At 68.5% G+C, this 21,594-nt stretch carries 17 protein-coding genes and 1 tRNA gene; 15 read left to right on the forward strand and 3 right to left on the reverse strand.

Annotation, left to right across the window (positions count from 1 at the left end):
- The 7 genes from VHC04_RS04175 to VHC04_RS04205 form a co-directional block, all read left to right on the forward strand.
- Positions 1-442 (forward strand): OmpA family protein (locus VHC04_RS04175; protein ID WP_325678281.1); only part of this gene is annotated, 442 nt, incomplete at its 5' end.
- Positions 443-470: 28 nt separating this feature from the next.
- Complete coding sequence (locus tag VHC04_RS04180) at positions 471-1,706, forward strand: LL-diaminopimelate aminotransferase (RefSeq protein ID WP_325678283.1); 1,236 nt, start codon at positions 471-473, stop codon at positions 1,704-1,706.
- Between the two features lie 139 nt (positions 1,707-1,845).
- Positions 1,846-3,138: a homoserine dehydrogenase gene (locus tag VHC04_RS04185; RefSeq protein ID WP_325678285.1), complete on the forward strand. Its 1,293-nt coding sequence runs from the start codon at positions 1,846-1,848 to the stop codon at positions 3,136-3,138.
- A gap of 431 nt (positions 3,139-3,569) precedes the next feature.
- Complete coding sequence (locus tag VHC04_RS04190; protein WP_325678287.1) at positions 3,570-5,039, forward strand: class I adenylate-forming enzyme family protein; 1,470 nt, start codon at positions 3,570-3,572, stop codon at positions 5,037-5,039.
- Between the two features lie 109 nt (positions 5,040-5,148).
- On the forward strand, positions 5,149-6,315 hold the full coding sequence (locus tag VHC04_RS04195) for an acyl-CoA dehydrogenase family protein (protein WP_325678289.1): 1,167 nt from the start codon (positions 5,149-5,151) through the stop codon (positions 6,313-6,315).
- Between the two features lies 1 nt (position 6,316).
- Positions 6,317-7,462 (forward strand): ATP-grasp domain-containing protein, encoded by a 1,146-nt coding sequence (locus VHC04_RS04200; protein ID WP_325678291.1) that lies wholly within the window; start codon positions 6,317-6,319, stop codon positions 7,460-7,462.
- On the forward strand, positions 7,459-8,346 hold the full coding sequence (locus VHC04_RS04205; RefSeq protein WP_325678293.1) for a succinate--CoA ligase subunit alpha: 888 nt from the start codon (positions 7,459-7,461) through the stop codon (positions 8,344-8,346). The genes VHC04_RS04200 and VHC04_RS04205 overlap by 4 nt, the downstream gene beginning before the upstream one ends.
- Before the next feature lie 39 nt (positions 8,347-8,385).
- Here the strand turns inward: VHC04_RS04205 and VHC04_RS04210 are convergent, their stop codons facing one another.
- Complete coding sequence (locus tag VHC04_RS04210; protein ID WP_325678295.1) at positions 8,386-9,189, reverse strand: HpcH/HpaI aldolase family protein; 804 nt, start codon at positions 9,187-9,189, stop codon at positions 8,386-8,388.
- Between the two features lie 333 nt (positions 9,190-9,522).
- Between VHC04_RS04210 and VHC04_RS04215 the strand changes: the two genes are divergently transcribed.
- The 6 genes from VHC04_RS04215 to VHC04_RS04240 all read left to right on the forward strand — a co-directional run bounded on the left by VHC04_RS04215 (position 9,523) and on the right by VHC04_RS04240 (position 16,040).
- Positions 9,523-10,317 carry an ABC transporter ATP-binding protein gene (locus tag VHC04_RS04215; protein WP_325678297.1) on the forward strand — a complete coding sequence of 265 codons (795 nt, stop codon included), beginning with the start codon at positions 9,523-9,525 and terminating at the stop codon, positions 10,315-10,317.
- Between the two features lie 8 nt (positions 10,318-10,325).
- Complete coding sequence (locus VHC04_RS04220) at positions 10,326-11,204, forward strand: ABC transporter permease (protein ID WP_325678299.1); 879 nt, start codon at positions 10,326-10,328, stop codon at positions 11,202-11,204.
- 542 nt (positions 11,205-11,746) lie between these two features.
- A complete protein-coding gene (locus VHC04_RS04225) occupies positions 11,747-12,841 on the forward strand; it encodes a transporter substrate-binding domain-containing protein (RefSeq protein ID WP_325678301.1) in 1,095 nt (364 codons plus the stop codon).
- A gap of 70 nt (positions 12,842-12,911) precedes the next feature.
- Positions 12,912-12,986, forward strand: a tRNA-Thr gene (locus VHC04_RS04230).
- 1,708 nt (positions 12,987-14,694) lie between these two features.
- Positions 14,695-15,519, forward strand: coding sequence for a hypothetical protein (locus VHC04_RS04235; protein WP_325678303.1), 825 nt, complete (start codon positions 14,695-14,697; stop codon positions 15,517-15,519).
- 20 nt (positions 15,520-15,539) lie between these two features.
- On the forward strand, positions 15,540-16,040 hold the full coding sequence (locus VHC04_RS04240; RefSeq protein WP_325678305.1) for a Spy/CpxP family protein refolding chaperone: 501 nt from the start codon (positions 15,540-15,542) through the stop codon (positions 16,038-16,040).
- 144 nt (positions 16,041-16,184) lie between these two features.
- On the opposite strand, the gene VHC04_RS04245 is transcribed toward VHC04_RS04240, so the two are convergent.
- Entirely contained in the window at positions 16,185-17,312 is a 1,128-nt protein-coding gene (locus tag VHC04_RS04245; protein ID WP_325678307.1) for a DUF2336 domain-containing protein, read from the reverse strand.
- 88 nt (positions 17,313-17,400) lie between these two features.
- Entirely contained in the window at positions 17,401-19,452 is a 2,052-nt protein-coding gene (locus VHC04_RS04250) for a protein-disulfide reductase DsbD family protein (RefSeq protein ID WP_325678309.1), read from the reverse strand.
- A 177-nt stretch (positions 19,453-19,629) separates the two neighbouring features.
- Between VHC04_RS04250 and VHC04_RS04255 the strand changes: the two genes are divergently transcribed.
- Together VHC04_RS04255 and VHC04_RS04260 are read left to right on the forward strand one after the other, a co-directional pair.
- On the forward strand, positions 19,630-21,282 hold the full coding sequence (locus VHC04_RS04255; RefSeq protein ID WP_325678311.1) for a thiamine pyrophosphate-binding protein: 1,653 nt from the start codon (positions 19,630-19,632) through the stop codon (positions 21,280-21,282).
- Between the two features lie 179 nt (positions 21,283-21,461).
- Positions 21,462-21,594: SDR family NAD(P)-dependent oxidoreductase (locus tag VHC04_RS04260; RefSeq protein WP_325685084.1), on the forward strand; the 133-nt coding region annotated here is incomplete at its 3' end.

The following is a 21,594-nucleotide window of genomic DNA, read 5'->3' on the forward strand; positions in this document are numbered from 1 at the left end:
GCCGGCCGCGGCATCCGCGCCGGCGACGGCTCCCGCCGCCGAGGCGCCGCAGCCGGCCCTGCCGGCGGCACCGCCGCCACGGCCGGCGGTCGCGGGCTCGCCGCCCCCGCCGGTGGTGACGCCGCCGCCGATGCCGGCACCGAAGAACGCGGCACAGAACGCGACGATCGCCTTCCCGACGGGGACGACCGTCCTGTCCCAGCCGGCCACCGATGAAGTCAAGGCCTTCGCCGCCAAGCGCGGCAACGGCGTCATCCTGGTCACCGGCTTCGGTGAGGCCGCCGCCAACGATCCGACTGCACAGACCGCGGGTATCAGCCTGGGGCTGAACCGCGCCCAGGCGATCGTCGAGGCCTTGAAGGAGGTCGGCGTTCCGGGCAATGCAATCCGTGTGAGCGCGGAAGCGAGCGGTCGCGGCGCGTCCCTGTCCCTGCTACAATGACCCGTCACCGAATCCCGAAAGGTCGTCCATGAGTTCCGAACCGTCCGGCGAGTTTCATCGCATCCGCCGACTGCCGCCCTACGTCTTCGCCGAAGTGAACACGGCCAAGGCCAAGGCCCGCACGGCCGGAGAGGACATCATCGACCTAGGCATGGGTAATCCGGACAGCCCGACGCCGATGCATATCGTCGCCAAGCTGGTGGAGACGGTGCAGGACCCGCGCTCGCACCGTTACTCGGTCAGCAAGGGCATTCCTGGGTTGCGGCGGGCGCTGGCCTCGTACTACCGGCGTCGTTTCGATGTCGGGCTGGACCCGGAGACGGAGGTGGTCGCCACGCTTGGCTCGAAGGAGGGGCTGGCCAATCTCGCCGCGGCGATCACCTCGCCGGGCGACACCATCCTGGTGCCGAACCCGTCCTATCCGATCCACCAGTTCGGCTTCATCATCGCCGGCGCCGCCGTCCGCTCGATCCCGGCGACGCCGGATGAGGAGATGCTGCGGGCGCTGGACCGCGCGGTCCGGCATTCCGTGCCGAAACCCACCGCCCTGATCGTCAACTTTCCGTCCAACCCGACTGCCTTTCTGGCGGACCTGGATTTCTACCGGGAGATCGTGTCCTTCGCCCGCCGGCATGAGATCTGGATTCTGTCCGACCTGGCCTATGCCGAGATCTATTTCGGCGACAAGGTCCCGCCGTCGATCCTGCAGGTGCCCGGCGCGAAGGATATCGCGGTGGAGTTCACCTCGCTGTCGAAGACCTACTCCATGCCCGGCTGGCGGATGGGGTTCGCCGCCGGCAACCCGCGGCTGATCAACGCGCTGACACGGATGAAGTCCTACCTGGATTACGGTGCGTTCACGCCGATCCAGGTGGCGGCGGCAACCGCGCTGACCGGGCCGCAGGACTGCGTGGAGCAGATGCGGACGCTGTACAGGGAACGCCGTGACGTGCTGATCAAGGGCCTGGCCTCGGCCGGATGGGATGTGCCCAGCCCGGAAGGGTCGATGTTCGCCTGGGCCCCGGTGCCGCCGAAATATGCCTCGCTGGGCAGTGTGGAATTCAGCAAGCTGCTGCTGGAACGTGCCAAGGTCGCGGTCGCGCCTGGCCTGGGCTTCGGCGAACACGGCGAGGGCTATGTCCGCATCGCCCTGGTGGAAAACACCCACCGCCTGCGCCAGGCCATCCGCAACATCCGCCACTTCCTGCAGGCCGGCTCCAACGTCGCCGACGCCCCGGCGCTGGCACCGGCAGGGGCGAAGTGATGGGGGCTGTCAGACCGGGGGGCGCTCCCCTCTGGACCCCCGCCAAGGGCACACCCCTGGAACCCATTTATGGGCGGAGATCCAAAGGGGCGGGCCCCTTTGCGGGGTCCAGGGGCAGCGCTCCTGGTCCAACAGCCCCATGAGCCGCCCCCTGTCGGTTGCCGTCGCCGGGCTTGGCACCGTTGGCGGCGGGGTGCTGAAGCTGCTGCGGGATAATGCGGCGGTGGTATCGGCCAGGGCCGGGCGGCCGATCGCGGTGACGGCGGTGTCGGCCAGGGACCGGTCCAAGGACCGTGGTGTGCCGGTGGCCGGGTTGCGCTGGTACGACGATCCGGTGGCGTTGGCCTCTGATCCGGCCGTGGATGTCGTGGTCGAGCTGATCGGTGGCTCGGATGGGCCGGCACGGGCCCTGGCGGAGGCGACGATCGGGGCCGGCAAGCCGCTGGTCACGGCGAACAAGGCGCTGCTGGCGGTGCACGGCGCCGGCCTGGCCGCGCAAGCCGAGGCCAGGGGCGTGCCGCTGGCGTTCGAGGCGGCGGTGGCTGGAGGCATACCGGTCATCAAGGCCCTGCGGGAGGGGCTGGCGGGCAACCGCATCACCTCGGTCGCCGGCATTCTGAACGGCACCTGCAACTACATCCTGACCCAGATGCGGGAGCGCGGGCGGGAGTTTGCCGAGGTTCTCGCCGATGCCCAGAAGCTGGGCTATGCCGAGGCCGATCCGAGCTTCGACATCGACGGCATCGACGCGGCGCACAAGCTGGCGATCCTGGCGGCGCTCGCATTTGGCCGGCCGGTGTCGTTCGAGGATGTGCATGTCGAGGGCATCCGCCGCGTCTCGGCGCTGGACATCGCCTTCGCCACCGAACTGGACTATCGCATCAAGCTGCTGGGCATCGCCCGGCAGACCGAGGCGGGGATCGAGACCCGCGTGCATCCTTGCATGGTGCCGCGATCCGCGCCGATCGCCACCGTCGATGGCGTGTTCAACGCGGTGGTGGCCGAGGGCGACTTCGTCGGCCGGGTGATGCTGACCGGCCGCGGCGCCGGGGAGGGGCCGACCGCCTCCGCGGTGGTTGCCGACCTGATCGACATCGCGCGTAACCGCGTCACGCCGGTCTGGGGCGCGGCGGCCGAGGCGCTGTCGCGGGTCCCGTCCTTGCCGATCAGTGCCCATGTGGGGGCGTATTACCTGCGGTTGATGGTGGTGGACCGGCCCGGCGTGATCGCCGACGTCACCGCGATCCTGCGGGACATGGGGGTGTCGCTCGAATCGATGCTGCAGCGGGGCCGCAGCCCCGGCGAGGCAGTGCCGGTCGTGCTGGTGACGCATGAAACACCGGAAAGCGCGATGCGGGAGGCGCTGGATCGGATCGGCGCGCTGCCGACCGTGATGGAGGAGCCGACATTGATCCGGATCGATGCCGGCTAGCTCGGTCTCGGTCTGGCCGGGATCGTGGCGATCTCCAGGAAAAGGACATCCGCTCGCGAAACAGCGCCCGGGGCATTTCCAGCCATCCTGGAAACGCCCTACGGTGCGGCCGCTGGAAGCGGGCATCCGAGGACGTCGGCAGCATAAGGGTCGATCTCACCCTGGAATGCATCGGGGAATGCGCCGGAGAATGCACCCGGGAATGCGGTGGCACTCCCGGAAAGACTGTGGTGGATCACGCTCCGGCCGCTCATCACGTTATTTGACATTTGACATGGACACATGCACAGCCTAGCGTTGCAAGGAACCGAGCAGACCGCACCGCACAACCCGCTCGGCGCCAAGCAACAGACTGAGGCTCTCTGCAGGCTGCTTTCGCTCATTCAGCGGAAGCAGCCTGTTTTATCGGTGCCCAGGTTGATTCGGTTCGGATGGTGACGGATCGCCACGGCGGCACACCCGGCGCCATCCTGTGGCATGCGCGGCGGACGCCGCATGCCGTGGCGGTGGTGGAAGCCGGACGGCGGTTGACATGGCAGGCCGTCGCCGACCAGCTGGCCTGGACGGTCGGATACCTGGAAGCCGGCGGCATCCGGCGCGGCATGCTGGTCGGTGTGGAAATGGGGTCGCGGCGCCATGCCACCCTGCTGCTGTTGCTTGCCTGCGAGGTGCTTGGGGCCACTGCCACGGCCTTTGCTCGGCCCGATCTGGGACAGGATGACCCGGTCCTGCCGGGCTGCGAGCGGCTGATCCTGATCGGGACGGAGCTTGCGGCCGATGGCTGCCCTGGCCGCCCTTCGGCCGCCACCGTGATCGTGCCGAACGATTTTCCCGACATGATCCGCGGGCCGGTCTCGCACCACCGCCTGTCGGAGCCGCCGGACGCGGAGCGGATCGTCCGCATCTCCCGCACCTCCGGTTCTACGGGCCGGCCGAAGGCGGTCCCGATCACCTATGCCGTGCAGCAGCGCATCATCGCACAGCGCATGGCATCGGTGCCCGAGGACGTCGCCGCCAAGGCCAGGTTTCTGTGCCTGTACAGCCTGTCCGTGCGGGGCGTGTACACCCGTGCCTATGCGGCATTGCAGGCCGGCGGGACCGTGTTCTTTGCGCACCGGGAAGACCTGCCAGCCTTGCTCGCGGCCGGCGCGGTGAACTGGGTGCTGACCATCGTCGGGGATGCCCAGGCGATCGCGGTCCAGGCCGACCGACCCTGCGGCGACGCGACCTTGCTGTACGAAATGATCGGCGCCCGCGTGCCGCGCGCCCTGCGAGCGCTATTGAGACGGAGGCTGGGCGCGACCGTCCAGGTGACCTACTCCTCGAACGAAACCAACACGGTCAGCTTCACCGATGACGACGACGTCGGCACGCTGGTCCCCGGGGCCGAGGCGCGTATCGTCGACGCCGAAGGCCGCGCGGTGCCGATGGGCGAGACTGGCCTGATCCGCGTCCGTACCGCGACGATGGCGACCGGCTATTGGAACGACCCTGTCCAGACCGCCGCGGCCTTCGTCGACGGATGGTACCATACCAACGATGTCGGCTTCATTCCGGCACCCGGCCGGCTGGTGGTCCATGGCCGCTCGGACGACATGCTGAACGTGGGCGGCATCAAGGTGCCGCCGGGACCGATCGAGGATGAGCTGAAGGCACTGCCGGACATCCGGGATGCCGCCCTGATCTCGATCGCGGGTCCGACGGGCGATGACACGCTGCTGGTTGCCGCCGAGGTCGGTGCCGATGTCTCGATGGATGGTCTACGAGCGGCTGTGGGCCCGATCGTGCAGCGCTATGTCCAGTCGTTCGCCCTGTTGCCGCTGCCATCCTTCCCTCGCACCGATACCGGCAAGATCCGGCGGGGGGAGATCGAGGCGGCGTTTCGTCGGCGGCTGACCTGATGGCGGTCACGCGGGGGCCGTCGATTTGCGCTCCCTGCCGGGCGGCTTAAACTGCCGGCAGAGCAGCCGGCCGGGATTTGGCCGGATCGGTCGCGCAGGGGATAACGCCATGGATTTCCAGATCAATTCTCAACAGCGGGAGATGATCGATTCGGTCCGCTCGCTGGCGCAGACCCAGTTCCGCGCCAAGGCGATGCGCTGGATGGACGGCACCTTCCCGTGGGAGAACATGAAGCAGCTTGCCGAGCTGGGCGTCCTGGGCATGGCCGTGCCGGAAGAGTACGGCGGGCTGAACATGTCGATCCTGGACACCGCGCTGATCCTGGAGGAGATCGCCAAGGTCGATTACGTGACCGCGATGGCGGTGATGGGAGAGACGGGCGTGCAGGTGCGCGTGATCTCCCGCTACGCGCCGCAGTCGATCAGGGACCGTATCCTGCCGCGTGTGGTCAGCGGCGACTGCATGCTGGCGGTCTGCATGACGGAGCCGCATGCCGGCACCGACGTGGCGAATTATCGCACCAACTGCCGGGTCATGAGCGACCGCGTGATCCTGAAGGGCACCAAGACGCTGATCAGCCGCGCCCCCGAGGCAGGGATGTTCATCGTGTTCACCCGGGTGGACGGCAAGCCGGGGCGGGAGGGTATCGGCTGCGCACTGCTGGAACCCGACACCAAGGGCTTCTCCGTCACCGGCACCTACCACACCATGGGTGGGGAGAACCTGCACGAGATCCAGTTCGACGACTGCGAGCTGCCGCTGGAAAACCTGGTGATCCGTGAGGACGGGTTCCGAAAGCTGCTGACGGCGTTCAACACGCAGCGTTGCCTGAACCCGTCGATCTCTCTGGGCCTGGCCGAGGGTGCGTTCGATGAGGCGGTGAACTACGTGCGGGAACGCACCGTCTTCGCCAAGCCGATCGCCGACTTCCAGGGCGTGCGCTGGAAGCTGGCCGACATGTTCAAGGATATCGAGGCCGGGCGCGGCCTGCTGTACCGCGCCTGCCTGACCGCCAACCCGTTCCCCGACCCGTTCATGGCGGCAACGGCGAAAGTCTTCTGCAATGAGATGTCATTGCGCGTCACCAGTGAGGCGGTTCAACTGCATGGCGGTTTCGGCTTTACTGACGAGTATCTCGTGTCGCGGCTGTATCGCGGCGCGCGGTACGGGTCCTTGGGCGGCGGCGCGGCGGAAACGTTGCGCGACCTGATCGGCAAGAAGATCGTGGGCCAGTTCGATCCGGCGGACGGGGTGATGGGACTGGGAACCTTCTGACATGATGCTGATCGAGGCCGACGGGAAAGCGTTGCTGGCGGCGGCAGGCATCGCGGTGCCTCCGGCGGCGCTGGTGACCGGCGACACGCTGCCGGCCCTCCCCGGTCAAGGGCCGTGGATGGTCAAGGCGCAAGTGCCTGTCGGCGGGCGCGGCAAGGCGGGCGGCGTGGTCCGCTGCGTCACCGAATCCGAAGTGTCCATCGCCACCAGACGCATGCTGGGCACCAGGCTGAAGGGCCATCCTGTGGATGCCTGCCTGGTCGAGCAGGTGGCGAGCGGTGACGAACGGTACCTGTCGGTGATGGTCGACGCCGCCAGCTACGGGTTGCGTGTGATCTATGCGGCGCAGGGCGGCGTCGAAATCGAGACGGCCGGCGCCGCGCAAGGGCGCCTTTGTGCCCCGCATGCCGGTGCGGTGACCGAGGCGTTGGATGAATTGATCGGCGGCGAGCCCGAACCTGCCCGGGCTCGGATCGCCGCGGTCGGCAAGGCACTGGCGGCGTTGTTGTTGCAACGCGAACTGGCGCTGGCCGAAATCAATCCGCTGTTCGTTTCAGACACCGCCTGCGTGGCGGGCGACGCCAAGCTGGTTGTGGACCTGAACGCGGTGGACCGTCAGCCGGAGATCGCCGCGCTGATCGCCGCGCGGCCGGACACCTATCTGGATGCCAACCGCAAGATCGCCGAGGGGTTCGACTATGTCGAGCTCGATCCGGACGGCGAGATCGGTCTGGTGACCACCGGCGCCGGCCTGTCGATGATGCTGATCGATGAGTTGACGGCGCGCGGCGCGAAGCCGCTGAACTTCTGCGATATCCGTACCGGCCAGATGCGCGGCAGCCCGGCGCGGCTGATCCGGGTGCTGGAATGGATCGGCTCGCGGCCGTCGCTGAAGGCGATCCTGGTGAACATCTTCGCCGGCATCACGGATTTGGCGGAGTTCGCCGGCCTGCTGGCCGCGGCGCTGGACCGGTCGCCGGGAATCACCGTGCCGGTGGTGGCGCGGCTGGTCGGCCGCGGCGCGGCGGAGGCGAAACGGATTCTTGGGGAGCAGCGGCCGGAGATGCTGGTCACCGAGGATCTGGAGGAGGCACTGCAGCGGATCGACCGGATCGTGCAGGGTCGGACTGTGCGGGACGGCCTATGATCGGCACCTTGTCGCGCTCCACGCCGGTGATCGTGCAGGGGATCACCGGCCGGATGGGGCGCAGCCATGCCGCGCTGATGCGCGCCTATGGCACCAATATCGTCGGTGGCACGTCCAGCCGGACAGACATGCCGGAAGCCGCCGGCGTGCCGGTCTTCGGCACTTGCGCCGAGGCGGTGCTGGCGACCGGTGCCGTGGCCTCGGTGGTGATGGCGCCGCCCGGCGAGACATTGGCGGCGGTGCAGGAGGCGCTGGCCGCCGGCATCAAGCTGATCGTGACGGTAGCGGAAGGCGTGCCGCTGCATGACGCGATCCGCATCGGCCGAGCGGTGCGGCGGGCGGGCGCGCGCTGGGTCGGGGCCTCGACGCCGGGGCTGGCGGTGCCGGGGGAGTGCAAGCTGGGCTTCCTGCCGGATGTGTGCCTGCATCCGGGTCCGCTGGCGATCATGTCAAAGAGCGGCACGCTGTCCTATGAGGTCGGGTACCGGCTGGTCCGCGAAGGTCTGGGCCAGAGCATCTGGGTCGGCGTCGGCGGCGATCCGGTGAAGGGGCTGCGCTTCGCCGATCTGCTGCCGGTGTTCCTGGACGACCCGCGCACCAAGGGCATCATCCTGGTAGGCGAGGTCGGCGGGTCGGAGGAGGAAGAGTGCGCCGCGGCCTTCGCGCGGCTGGGCTGCTGGAAGCCGCTCTATGCCCTGATCGCGGGGCGGGAGGCGAAGGAGGGCGTATCCATGGGCCATGCCGGCGCGCTGGTGCATGGTGAAAGCGGCACGCTGGCATCGAAGACGCGCCAGTTGACCAAGGCCGGCGCGCAGGTATTCGGGTCGATCGAGACGCTGATCACCGCCTGCGTGCGCCAGCATCGGACGCTGCGGCGGCTATAGAGCGCGATCGCCTGAAGCCGGCGCCCGTGCCGGCGTCCGCTACCCGAGTCCGATCCCCTTCACGAACGAAGCGCGTTGCGCGCAGGCACCGATCAGGAACGACAGGTCGGTGCCGGTGGACACGTAGCGCGCGCCCATCCGCACGAACTGCGTCATCAGATCGTCGCGCGATGCCAGTCCGCCGACGCCAACATGTTTGCCGGCCTTGCTGGCCGCCTGGATGCAGCGGGCGAAGGCGTCGCGCAGCTTCGGGTGGTCGTATTGCCCGGTGATGCCCAGCTCCGCGCACAGATCGTTGCTGCCGACCAGCAGCATGTCGACGCCCTCGGTGGCGATGATCGCCTCCACATTCTCCAGCGCGGCCGCGGTCTCCAGCATCACCACCAGCGACGTGGCATCATTCATCGCGGCATAGGTCTCTTTCATGGGAAAGCTGCGGTAGCCGTATTGCGACAGCGGTCCGCCGGCCGAACGCTGGCCCAGCGGCGGGAATTTGACCAGTTCCACCATGGCGCGCGCCTCAGCGGCCGACCGGACATGCGGGGTGATCACGCCCATCGCCCCGCCATCCAGCACGCGGCAGATATAGTCGGGCGTGTTGGCCGGGACGCGCACCAGCGGCGTGATTCCGATCTGCTGGGCGCTGATGCAGATCTGGCAGCATGTGTCGATCGACAGCGTATTATGCTCCAGATCGACATACAGCGTGTCGAACCCGGCGCCGGCGGCGATCTGCGCGATCTCGATCGAACGCGACAGGCGCACGGTCATCGAGGCCACGACTTGGCCGGCGGCCAGCTTCTCCTTCATATGATTGCGCAGGACGGCGCGGATATCGGACATGGTTCGGTCTCCTCCGCCGGCGACTGTGGGACGAAGCGGGCCGCGGCTCAAGATGCGCGGGCCGCTTTGCGCCGGGCCGGGGCGCCCGTCGGGCCGGGTGAGCATCCCGCCCCAAGCGCGTATGCACGCCGATGCCGACATGCGTCGGTGAGGGGCATCCAGCCGGTGGCGGCGGACGTCGCCGCCGCGACCAGGGAAGCCTGTGCGTGTATCGCTGCCGTCGCGGCGGCGTTGGCCAGTCCGGACGGAGAGACGGCATTTCGCAATCCGGGGCAACCCTGTATGACGGCCGCCAACACGCATCAGACAGCGTCCGGGAAACCCATGCTTGATATGACGCAATCCCAGCCCTTGCTGGACGTCCGCGGCGTCACCCTGCGGTACAAGACACGGGGCCATCTGGTCACCGCGACCTATCGCGTCGACTTCAGCGTCCTGGAATCCGACCGGTTCGTGCTGCTTGGCCCGTCGGGCTGCGGCAAGTCGACGCTGCTGAAGGCGGTCGGCGGCTACATGGCCCCCGTGGAGGGCGAAATCCGCCTGAAGGGCCATCGGGTCACGCGGCCGGGGCCTGATCGCATGATGGTGTTCCAGGAGTTCGATCAGCTGCTGCCGTGGAAGACCGTGCGCCAGAACGTCTCCTTCGCGCTACGGACCTCGGGCAAGCTGCGCGGCAAGGCGGCCGACGACAAGGCAATGCACTACATTGAAAGGGTGAATCTCACCCGCTTCGCCGACGCCTATCCCCACACCCTGTCGGGCGGCATGAAGCAACGCGTCGCCATTGCCCGCGGCATGGCGATGGAACCGGACATCCTGCTGATGGACGAGCCATTCGCCGCGCTCGACGCGCTGACCCGCCAGCGCATGCAGGACGAGCTGCTGGCGCTATGGGAGGATACGCGGTTCACCGTGCTGTTCGTCACCCACTCGATCCCCGAGGCGGTCAAGATCGGCAACCGCATCCTGCTGCTGTCGCCGCATCCCGGGCAAGTGAAGGCGGAGCTGAACAGCGTGCCGCGTGGCACCGACCCGGAAACCACGGCCAGGCTGGAGGCGCGCATCCACGACATGCTGTTCTCGGATCGCGTCGAGGAAGAGGAACAGGGCGAGGTGGCCCATGTCTGAGGTGGCCCATGTCTGATGCCATGTCCGACGCGACCAGCCGCCCCGAGATCCTGAACCGCACGCGGGGTGGCCAGGATTTCGGCATCATCGAGAAGCCTTTGACGCCGTTCGAGCGGCTCTACAACCAGGTCTGGCTTCGCAAGTCGTTCATCATCCTGGTGCTGATCGTGGCCTGGGAAGCCTACGCCCGCCATCTGGACAACCCGCTGCTGGTGCCGACATTTTCCGAAACGATGACGGCCTGGTGGGGCGGCATGACCTCGGGCGTCCTGCCCGCCCGCGTCTGGACCTCGCTGCAGGTCCTGGCGCTGGGTTTCTCGACCGGCGTGGTGCTGGCGGCAATTCTGACGATCGCGGCGATCACCACCCGCATCGGCACGGATTTCCTGGAAACCATGACGGCGATGCTGAACCCGCTGCCGGCGATCGCGCTGCTGCCGCTGGCGCTGATCTGGTTCGGGCTGGGCATCGGCAGCCTCGTGTTCGTGCTGGTGCATTCCGTCTTGTGGGCGGTCGCGCTGAATACCCATGCCGGCTTCCGCGGTGTGTCCAACACGCTGCGCATGGTCGGACGCAATTATGGCCTGTCCGGCCTGGGCCTCGTGTTCCGCATCCTAATCCCGGCGGCCTTTCCGTCCATCCTGGCCGGGCTGAAGATCGGTTGGGCTTTTGCCTGGCGCACCTTGATCGCGGCGGAACTGGTCTTCGGTGTCGCCTCCGGCAAGGGAGGGCTTGGCTGGTACATCTTTGAGAGCAAGAACCAACTCGATATTCCGGAAGTCTTTGCCGGCCTGCTCACCATCATCATGATCGGCCTGCTGGTGGAGAACGTGATCTTCCGCACGCTGGAGAACCGGACCGTCCGCCGCTGGGGGATGCAGAACTGAACCGCCGACCGGCGGTCGCGGCCATCGGCCCTGCGACCGTCGCTGCCCGCCTTCTGGTCGTCGCCCTTATGGCCATCTGGATACCGCGGTTGGGCCCGGTTCGATTGCGCACCCGGCCTGCGCGGTGGTGTTTTTCGCGGGGTCGCCCCGGATCCTCTGGCTGTGGATCCTCTGGCCGCGGATCCTCTGGCCGCATGCCCTGATCGGCCCGCATCGCACCGCCACGCGGGCCGGCGTGGAAACCGCCTCGACGTCCGCCGCCTCCTGGTCGCTGGCCAGGGCGCTGCGGGCAGAAAGGGGCGCCGCAACCGGTCATCGACAGGGTGATGGCGACGCCACCCGGCAGAATGGCGTGGCTGAGCCCGGCCGATCAGGCGCACATCCCAGGCATCGTGCTGGTGGGCGGGACGGGACCGGCCGGACGAATGCCGGCAGGGCGTGGCTGGTAGGACCGGAGCGCGCGCCAGCCGCCGCCGCTCCTGCTTGCTGCCCCACCCTGGGGCGGCTACGCAGCGCTCCTCCGAGCTGCAGTGAGTCACCGCATGAGCCGCACCGCGTTGATCCGATCCGTCGTCGCGGCCATTCCTCTGGTTCTGTTCATGCCCTGGGGCGGACGAGCACAAGCGCCGGAGTCGCCTCCGCCACGGACGCTGGTGGTGGCGACGAAGGTGGCGCCCCCTTTTGCCATGAAGGGAGAGAACGGCGCCTGGACCGGCATCAGCATCGAGCTCTGGCGCCACATCGCCGCCAAGCGGCATTGGCAGACGACATTCCGCGAATACGACACGGTGCCGGCAATGCTGGACGCAACCGCCAGCGGCCAGGCCGACGCCGCGGTCTCGGCCATCACGGTGACCGGGGAGCGCGAGCGCCAGGTGGATTTCTCGCAACCGTTTTTCAGCACGGGCCTGGGGATCGCCGTGCCGCAGCAGCGTGAGCTGGAGTGGATGCCGATCGTGCGTGGCTTCATCTCGATGCGGTTCGTCCAGGTGTTGGGCATCCTTGTCGGCACCGCCATGATCGTCGGCAGCCTGATCTGGCTGCTGGAGCGGCGGCACACGGAGCAATACCGAAACGGTTCGCGTGGTCTGGGGACGGGGCTGTGGTGGGCGGCCTCGGCGATGATGTACGCCGCGCCGCAGGACAAGGCGCCGGCGACGCTATGGGGACGGGTGGTGGCGACGCTATGGATGGTCGCCTCGGTCATCCTGATCGCCAGCTTCACCGCCGGGATCACCGCGCAGTTGACGACGAAGAACCTGACCGGGCGGGTCCGGTCGGAGTTCGACCTGATCCAGGTGCGCACCGGCACGGTGGCCAATACCTCGGCCCTGAGCTACCTGGCCTCGCAGCGCGTCGATCCCAAGGCGTTCGTGACGGCGGCGGACGGGCTGCAGGCGCTGGCGGGCGGCCGTCTGGACGCGTTCGTCTACGACAAGCCGCTGCTGGAATATGCGGTGAAACAGCAGGACGTGCAGGGCGTGATGGTTCTGCCGGTCGTGTTCGACCGGCAGAACTACGCGATCGCGGTGGCGCCGCGCAGCGACCTGCGGACCGAGATCGACCTGGCGATGGTCGACGACCTGCGGACCGACTGGTGGCGGGAGGTTCTGACGCGTTATCTGGGGCCGCAATAGGGACTGCGAGAGGGGGCGGATTGGGGTTGACCGCCGGGACGGGAAGCCATAGAGGAGCGGCCCCGGTATCGCTGCTGTAGCTCAGTGGTAGAGCACTCCCTTGGTAAGGGAGAGGTCGACAGTTCAATCCTGTCCAGCAGCACCATCAAGCCCTTGGAGCGCGATCGCCTGAAGCCAACGGTTAGAGAGCGTGAATCGCGCTCTTGAATCAAAGAGTTGACGAAGCATGGGAGGGGACATGACTCTGTCATGCTTTAGAAAACCTGGCATTTTTTGATTGCCCTCGGGCCTATGGCATTGGGACAAACCGGAAACGCGCACGGAAAACGTGCTCTGCGCGTGGCAGATTTCGTGCACCCATGCCTGCGCCGGCAGGCGTCTGTTCACGATGTGGTCTCTATAGCGGTCGGTCTCCTTACCAGAAGGGCTCGGCACTGGCCGACGCGCCGTCGGAACTCTGCTGATCGGGAACGTCTTCACACAAAGGGGGTGCCGCCGAGGATCCTGCCAGGGAGCCTGCCAGCGATCCCGCCCCGATGATCGCGGCGCCGATGATCGCTGGCGAACCCGCTGGCGAACCCGCCAGGTCTCGCGTAGCCTCGGGTGTGTCGGGTCGCCGAATCGAAGCCGAGCGGAGGGCATTGCGCGTGAGGATACGCACGGTTCTGTTGTGGCATCTCGGTGCGCTGCTGGTCGTCGGCGCCGCGGGCGCGGGTACTTATCACGGGCTGCGGCAGTTGCATGGGCAACGCGCCGCACGGCCGGCTCCGCCGATCGCGGCCGCCACTTCGCCGGCTTCTCCGGCCGCGACCGCCCTGGCGACCCCGATGCCGGCCCCGACCCCAGACTCCGCGCCGTGGGACGCGGTGGCGCCGCCGGCGCGAACCGCCGCCGCATCACCAAGGCCGCTCCCGCCGCTGCCCCGTCCGGCCGCGTCCGCAAGCCATGTCGTGGCGCGCACCGCGCATGTCGTCCCGGCCCCATCCCAAAAGACCAAGCGGCTGGCGGCAGCGCGTCACAGACAATACGCGGCTTCTCCACCGACGCCGGGACCGCGCGACGGTTACTACGCCTATCCCGGTTATGGCGCCTACCCGGCGTATTATGCGTACGCGCCCGGCACCACTTATTATCCTTACTATCCATACTACCCGCAGTATCGGTCCTATTACGGAGTCTATTGACCGGAGGGCATTCCCCCGAGGGCATTCATCGAGGGCATTCATCGGGGGCATTCCCCCGGGGGGCATTCATCGGGCGGACAGCAACTCGCCGCGATTTCTTGATCATGTCCGCGTGAGCGGACACGAACGGTCACGCGCCTGCCTTGTTGCCGCCGCTTTTTCGGGCAAAGCCAAACCAGCAGGAAATGACGGAGGCCGGCGCCGATGAGTCGCGGGGGCGGGTTGAGGATATGGCGCTCATCATGGCGGCCACGCGGGCGGCGCCCATCATGGCACCCGTTATGGCGCCCGTCATGGCGCCCATGGGGACGACTCGCACGGGGATGTCTTCCCAGGCTGTCGTTCGGGCTCGCGTCGGCCGCGTTCATCCTGGCCCTAGGTTTTGCCGGTCCGGTAACCGCGTATGGCCAGGGCTGGGGTCATGGCGGCGGCCATCCCGGCGAGGGCCACGGCGGCGGACCCGGCGGCTGGGGCGGCCGTGGCGGCCATGGCGGTTTCTACCCAGGAGGCGGCTGGCGAGGGACAGAGGGGGGCCATGGCTGGGGCGAGCGCGCGGTGGCGCATGGCTATGGCGGCGGCGATCCCCGCGGTCACTGGCATGGCGGTTGGCAAGGACGCGGCGGGGGCGGACCGCATGGTGGCGGTGGCGCCTGGGTTGGCGCGCGCGCCGTGGCCGGCCGGCCGGCCGACCCCGGAGGGGGTGGCCGTTGGGAAGGGCCGCGGCCCGGCGGCTGGGGCTGGCATGCAGGCTGGGACTGGCGGGCAGCCTGGGGCTGGCGAGGCGCCGGGTTCGGCTGGGGTGGTGCCTGGGCCTGGGCGCCGCCGCTGTTCACTATCGGATTCATCCTTGCGCCGCCGCTGATCGTGGTGCCGCCGCCCCTGTACATCGCGCCGCCACCGGTGGTACTGGCCGTGCCGATGATCGCGCCGCCCGCGCCAATCGCCGTCGCCGCGCCACCGCCAGTGGCCGCCGCCCCGGCACCTGTCCCGCTGGCACCTGTCCCGCCGGTGCCGGTGGCACCGGGCCCCTTGATCGGGGCGGCGAGTCCGCCACCCATCGTCGTGCTGCCGCCGCCCGTGATCGTCGCCGCCGCCGCGCCGCCGCCGGTGATCTTCGCGCCGCCCGCCTTCGGGCTGGTGATCGCGCCACCAGTGCTGGCGTTCGCCGCGATCGAGCCATACTGGTGGCACGCCGGCTTCATTGGCGGCGGCTTCGTCGCGGCGGGCTTCGTTCACGCGGGACCCGCCTATCGCGCCGTCTACGGCGGCGGGTGGCGGGGCGACCCGCGTGGGGCCTGGGGGCCGAGACGTGCCTGGTGGGGCGGCTCTGGGTGGGGCGGCCCTCGGTGGAGTGGTCCTGGGTGGGGCCATTCTGGTTGGGGTGGCCCTGGGGGTGGCCCTGGGCGGGGTGGCCCGTGGGAAGGTGGCCGCCGGGCCTACGCGGGCGGCCCGGGCGGCTGGGGCCGCGGCGGTGGCCGGGGCCATTGGCATTGAGTCGGCCGATGAGGATCAGGATGAACATCAACAGGTCATTTCTTTTAGGCACCGCGCTGTTGGCGCCTCTGACCAGCCCGATCGCGAGGGCTCAGACGCCGTCCGCGCCGGCCACGCCCGCGTCGCCGTCAGCCCTGCCGCCAGCCTCGACACAGCCGAACGCGGGGACGCGGTCGGCCGCAACACAGAAGGCGACGGAACAGCGCATCCAGGCGCTCAAGACCCAGCTCGCGATCACGACGGAGCAGACGCCGGCCTGGGATGCCTTCGCGCAGGCGATGCGCGACAACGCGGCATCGACGGACCAGCTTTTCCAGCACAGGGCCAGCTCGGTCACCACCATGAACGCGGTGGACAACATGCGCTCCTACGCCGAGATCGCGCGCGATTATGCCGCGAATCTCGACCGGCTGACGGCGGCGTTCGAGAAGCTCTATGACGGTCTGTCGGACACACAGAAGAAAACGGCGGATTCATTGTTTCGCCAGCAAGCGGTCGCGGCGGCGCAACCCCATCGGTAGCGGCCCCATCGATAGCGCGCCCATCGGAGAGGCTCCGGCGCATAGGGCATGACTGGGCCGGATTGACCCTGTCATGCCCTATCAACGCTTTGATTCAGGAGCGCGGGTCACGCCTTGTGACCGCCGGCTTCAGACGATCGCGCTCTATGCCGCCGTCTCCACGATCGGCGCGTGCAGCAGGACGGACCCCAGCTTGGCGATGAGGTAGTCGGCATCGGCGGGCTCCAGGTGGTCGACAGTGGTCAGCACCCGGCTGATCACCCGAGCGCGGAAGCGCTCCAGGTCGTGCGGGTTGCCGTCGAAGCCGGTTTCCTCCACCACCTCGACGGCGGTTCGCACCACGGCGTACAGCGCGTCCGGCATGCCGGCCTTGGCGTAGAGGGCGGCCAGCCCGCGCCGGCTGCGGTCATGGATCAACACCTGGGCATTGCTGATCGGCACGTTGCCGCGCACCGCCATCGACGCCTCGAAAAACGCGATATCGCCCGTACACAGCGCCCGCAGGATCAGGCCCGGCGTCAGGCGGCCGTTCTGGTGCATCTGCGCCACCATGCGGCGCAGCGCGACGTCGCTGGCGCCCATGCTGAGACGGATCATCTCCTGCTCGCGCGCGTTCAGCACGATGTCCGCGGCGATGGCCGGCGGCAGCGCGTGGCGCCGTACCAGCCGGACCTGCAACTCATGCGAGACCATGTGAACGAGACGCTCCGACACCGACAGGGGCAGCGCGTGACGGTTCACCATCGCCCGCTTCACCTGATCGTCCTCGGCGAAACGGGTGACCGCGTGATCCAGGCTGTGCTCCGCCACCTGGGCCGTCCGGTTGGCCATCAGCGCCATGACGGCCGGCGCGTTGGCCTCGGTGATCAAAGCATGCGACACGGCCTCGGTCAGGTCGCCGCGCCCGGCGATCGCCTTCTGCTTGGTGGTGGAGCCCAGCCGGATGATCTGCCGCAGATCATCCTCGGTCAGCACGATCGAATCGGACAGGATCGGCAGCGCCACCGTGTCGACGTCATGCGCCAGGGTCAGCGCCACATCGCGCGGCAGGGCGCGGGCGTGCCGCAGATTCGCGGCCACCGCGGCGCGCACGCGTTCCTGCACATCGCGCGCCAGGATGCGGACTATGTCCTGGGCAAGAGCGATCTCATCCGGCGGGATATCCGGTGCGATCAGGGTCGCCGAAACCTTCCTGGCGATTTCCGCGCGCATATCGGGCGAAGGCTCCGCCAGCAGGCGGGCGACGTCGCGCTGCGTGAGGGTTGCCGGCATTCTGAGACATCTCCCGCGATTATTCGGGTGCCAGGATGCCGCCAAACGGTGAACGAAAGGTTAATGCGAACCGGAAATCCCGGCGCTTTCAGCTTGTCCGCAGGACCCGCAACACCTCGTTCTCCGTCAAGATCTGCGGCAGCAGGATCGGCTGGCCGCCGCCCGCGGGGTAGAAGACGTAAAGCGGCACGCCATCGCGCCCATTCTGCCGCAGATAGGCGGTGATGGCAGGGTCCTGCCGGGTCCAGTCGCCGCGCATCAAGACGACGCCGGCCTCGGTGAAGGCTTGCCGCACCGCCGTGGTGTCGATCGCAACCCGTTCGTTAACCAGGCAAGTCACGCACCAGGCCGCCGTCACGTCGACGAAGACCGGGCGCCCCTCGGTGCGCAGCGCGGCCAGCCGGTCGGCCGAGAAGGCCTCGGCGGTTTTGACGCCGGTAACCGATGACGGCTCCGCGACGCCGGTGCCGATGGCCGGCAGCGACAGGGCGGCGGCCAGCAAGGCGATCACCGCCACGCCGCGGCCGATCCGCCGTGTCCAGGCGCGGCCGGCATGGAAAGACGCCTCCTGCGCCAGGCCGAACGCCCAGGCGGCAAAGCCGATCAGCACGGCGCCAGCGGCGGTGACCAGCACGCCGGCCGATCCGGCTTCCTGGCTGACCACCCATAGCAGCCAGGCGGCGGCGCCATACATCGGGAAAGCCAGCACCTGCTTCAGGGTGTCCATCCAGCGGCCGGGCCGGGGGATCAGGCGCGCGGCGGCAGGCAGCGTGGCGAGCAGGACGTAGGGGGCGGCGAGGCCGGCGCCCATGACGGCGAAGACCAGCACCGTCACCAGGGCCGGCGCGGCGAGGCCGGCGGCAACCGCGACGCCCATGAAGGGGGCGGTGCACGGTGTGGCGACCAGCACCGCCAGCAGCCCGGTGAAGAAGCTGCCCAGCAGGTCGTGGCGGTGGGTCAGCGACTGGCCGGTGCCGGCCAGGCCGGCACCCACCTGGAACACGCCGGACAGGTTCAGCCCGACGGCCAGCAGCAGCCACGCCATGACGGCGACGAAGACCGGCGAGGCGAACTGGAATCCCCATCCGGCGGCGGACCCGGCAGAGCGCGCCGCGAGCAGGACGAGCGCCAGGCCGACGAACATCGCCAGCACCCCGCCGGCATAGGCGAGGGCGTGCATATGACGACGGTGAGCGGCCGCGTGCGATGCCCCGCGCGACAGCGACACCGCTTTCATGGCCAGGATGGGGAACACGCAGGGCATCAGGTTCAGGATCAGCCCGCCCAGGAAGGCGAAGGCCAGCACCCGCGGCAGTCGCGGCATGGCCGGTGTCGGCGCGGCGCCCGGCTGTGCGGTGATCGTCACATCCGCCTGCTGGCCGGAGCGGTCGCGCACCGACAGGACACCCGCCAGTGGCGCATCCACCGGCGCCTTCGGGGCCAGTTTCAAGGCCAGCGTAAAGCCGCCGTCGCGTACCGACAGCGGCTGTGCGGCGTCATCCTGGATGCGGCCCGGCTGATCGGGGACGAACCAGGCATCGGTCACGGTGCGGGCGGTCAATTCGGGGCCCTGGACGAACAGCGTGCCATCCGGCGCGATGCTGGCCTTCCACGGGGACGGGCGCGGCACCGCCCGGTCATGTGCCGCGAACAGCGGGGCCTGCGCCGACGGGGCCGGTGCCCCCTTCGCCAGGGTCAGGGTGAAATCGCCGGATTCCGGAACGCAGATGTCCTTGCAGACCAGCCATTCCGCATGGGCGCGCAGATCGCCCGGCTGCATACGGACGGTGACCGGCAGCAGGACCTCACCGGTATAGGCGTAGGTCATCAGCGGCCCTTCCTGCACCCGATGCGGCGTGGGCCAGTCGATCGCCGAGGCAGTGGCCGGCGGCGCGACCGTCAGGTCCGGCGCGACGCCGGCGTCACCGGGGTTCTGCCAGTAGGTGTGCCAGCCATCGGCCAGGCGCAGGCGCAGCGCCGCGCGGAACGGCACATCCGGCTGGATGGCATCCGTGTCGGTGACCAGGGTGGCGACGGCGCGCGGACTGCGGACGGCGGCACTCTCCAGCGCCACAGCGGGCTGGGCCAGCCACGGCGCCGCTGTCATCAGCCAGGCGATCAGCAGCAGCCAGCGTGTCATGCGCTCTCCTGAAGGGTGCGGCGTGGGTGTGCCGGCGGCTCATATGCGCCCGTCCGACGCCTGGCGCCAGGGTCACACGGCGGTCGGCGAGCGGCAGCGGGCCACGCCCGAGCCGATTCGACAGCGGCCAGGAATGCGCTACGCTCGATTCCGCGAGACGCAGAGGAGACGAACCAAATGGCGGAAATCACCGGCTCAGAAATCATCGCGCGATGCCTGCAGAAGGAAGGCGTGAAGGATCTGTTCTTCATCATGGGCGGCCCGATGCTGCTGGCGGAAGCCACCTGCGTCAAAGAAGGCATCCGGATGATCGACGTCCGGCACGAACAGGCCGCGGCCTTCGCCTGCCAGGCGTATAGCCGGCTGAAACAGGTGCCGTCGGTGTGCATGGCCGCCTCCGGCCCCGGCGTCACCAACCTGATCACCGGCATGGCCAACGCGCTGATCGATTGCTGCCCGGTGGTGGCGCTGGGCGGATCCAGCCCGCTGAGCCAGTTCGGCCGGCAGGTGTTCCAGGAAATCGACCAGGTGGAGCTGATGCGCGGCTGCTGCAAGCACGTCGACCGGCTGATCAACCTGAAGCGCATCCCGCAGCAGATCAATTTCGCGCTGCAACGCGCCATCAGCGGCAAGCCGGGGCCGGTCTACCTCGATTGCCCCGGCGACATGCTGTACCAGAAGATCGATGAGAACCTGGTCGACTGGTCCTATGCCGGCCGGCCGATCATGGACAGCCGCCCGCTGGGCGATCCGCGCCAGATCGACGCCCTGGTCTCAGCTCTGGCCGAGGCGCAGAAGCCGCTGATCGTGTCGGGGTCCGGCGTGATCTGGTCGCGTGCGTGGGAGGAGATGCAGGCTTTCGTCGAGGCGGCCGGCATCCCGTTCTACACCACTCCACAGGGTCGCGGCGTGGTACCTGACGATCATCCATACTCCTATCTGACGATGCGGTCCGGCGCGTTCCGCGACGCCGACCTGATCGTCGTGCTGGGCACGCGGATGAACTACATCATCGGCCATGCCTCGCCGCCTCGTTTCGGGCCCAACGCGAAGATCGCCCGTATCGATATCGATCCGGTGGAGATCTCCACCGCCGCGCGCTACGTCGACATTCCGGTGGTCGGCGACTGCAAGGCGGTGCTGGGGCAGTTGCTGCAGGCGATCAAGGGGCGCATCACCCCTGACAAATACGCCGCCTGGCGCAAGCAGCTCGCGGACGGTGAGGCGGCGAAGCGGTCCGCGCCGGGCGCCAACCAGTTGCAGGAGGATGGCGACATCCATCCGGTCCGCATGCTGGAAGCGGTGCGCGACTTCATGAAGCGCGACGCGATCCTGTGCGTGGACGGGCAGGAGACGCTGAATTACGGCCGGCAGACGATGCCGACCTTCGCGCCGGGCCATCGCTTGAACTCCGGACCGTTTGGCACGATGGGCGTCGGCATGCCGTTCGGCGTCGGCGCCAAGGTGGCCTGCCCGGACAAGCAGGTGATCGTGGTGCATGGCGACGGCTCGATGGGCCTGAACGCGATGGAGCTGGACACGGCGATCCGGCACAAGATCCCGCTGCTGGTGGTGATCAGCCTGAACGGCGGCTGGACCGGCGACCCGAAGCGGGAGAAGCCGGGCCGCGATCTTGGCTACACGCGCTACGACAAGATCTGCGAGGCGCTGGGCGGCTATGGCGAGTATGTCGACAAGGTGGAGGACATCCGTCCGGCGCTGGAGCGCGCGCAGGCCGAGGTCGACAAGGGTCGCGTCGCGCTGGTGAACGTGCGCACGGATTACCGGGCGCGGTTCGCCGGGGTGGCGTTCTCGGATTACTCGACCTAGGCGGATCCGGGCAGGGCGGCCGCATGGCCGCTCTGCCGTGCGTGCCTCTGCCGTGCGTGCCTTGCCGCGCGGGTGTTGCCCGTGCCGGCGCGCTGCGTCGCGGCCGCTTTCCGCCTCCATCGGCCTGTGCTACCCGCCGGTATCGAAACCCACAGGAGCATCCAAACGTGCCAGGCATGATGGAAGGAAAGGTCGCGGTCGTCACAGGCGCCGGCGGCGGGATCGGACGGGAAATCGCGATCATGATGGCTGCGCATGGCGCCAAGGTGATCGTCGCCGATATCGGCGCCTCGCTGTCCGGTGAGGGCGGGT

It is taken from the genome of Rhodopila sp., from assembly GCF_035548095.1.
Taxonomy (GTDB): domain Bacteria; phylum Pseudomonadota; class Alphaproteobacteria; order Acetobacterales; family Acetobacteraceae; genus Rhodopila.

Coding starts and splice junctions, on each gene's coding strand:
- VHC04_RS04205 (WP_325678293.1), top strand. CDS start 7,459: ATGATCGGCACCTTGTCGCGCTCCACGCCGGTGATCGTGCAGGGGATC.
- VHC04_RS04180 (WP_325678283.1), top strand. CDS start 471: ATGAGTTCCGAACCGTCCGGCGAGTTTCATCGCATCCGCCGACTGCCG.
- VHC04_RS04225 (WP_325678301.1), top strand. CDS start 11,747: ATGAGCCGCACCGCGTTGATCCGATCCGTCGTCGCGGCCATTCCTCTG.
- VHC04_RS04240 (WP_325678305.1), top strand. CDS start 15,540: ATGAACATCAACAGGTCATTTCTTTTAGGCACCGCGCTGTTGGCGCCT.
- VHC04_RS04210 (WP_325678295.1), bottom strand. CDS start 9,189: ATGTCCGATATCCGCGCCGTCCTGCGCAATCATATGAAGGAGAAGCTG.
- VHC04_RS04185 (WP_325678285.1), top strand. CDS start 1,846: ATGAGCCGCCCCCTGTCGGTTGCCGTCGCCGGGCTTGGCACCGTTGGC.
- VHC04_RS04250 (WP_325678309.1), bottom strand. CDS start 19,452: ATGACACGCTGGCTGCTGCTGATCGCCTGGCTGATGACAGCGGCGCCG.
- VHC04_RS04190 (WP_325678287.1), top strand. CDS start 3,570: ATGGTGACGGATCGCCACGGCGGCACACCCGGCGCCATCCTGTGGCAT.
- VHC04_RS04255 (WP_325678311.1), top strand. CDS start 19,630: ATGGCGGAAATCACCGGCTCAGAAATCATCGCGCGATGCCTGCAGAAG.
- VHC04_RS04215 (WP_325678297.1), top strand. CDS start 9,523: ATGACGCAATCCCAGCCCTTGCTGGACGTCCGCGGCGTCACCCTGCGG.
- VHC04_RS04220 (WP_325678299.1), top strand. CDS start 10,326: ATGTCTGATGCCATGTCCGACGCGACCAGCCGCCCCGAGATCCTGAAC.
- VHC04_RS04200 (WP_325678291.1), top strand. CDS start 6,317: ATGATGCTGATCGAGGCCGACGGGAAAGCGTTGCTGGCGGCGGCAGGC.
- VHC04_RS04195 (WP_325678289.1), top strand. CDS start 5,149: ATGGATTTCCAGATCAATTCTCAACAGCGGGAGATGATCGATTCGGTC.
- VHC04_RS04245 (WP_325678307.1), bottom strand. CDS start 17,312: ATGCCGGCAACCCTCACGCAGCGCGACGTCGCCCGCCTGCTGGCGGAG.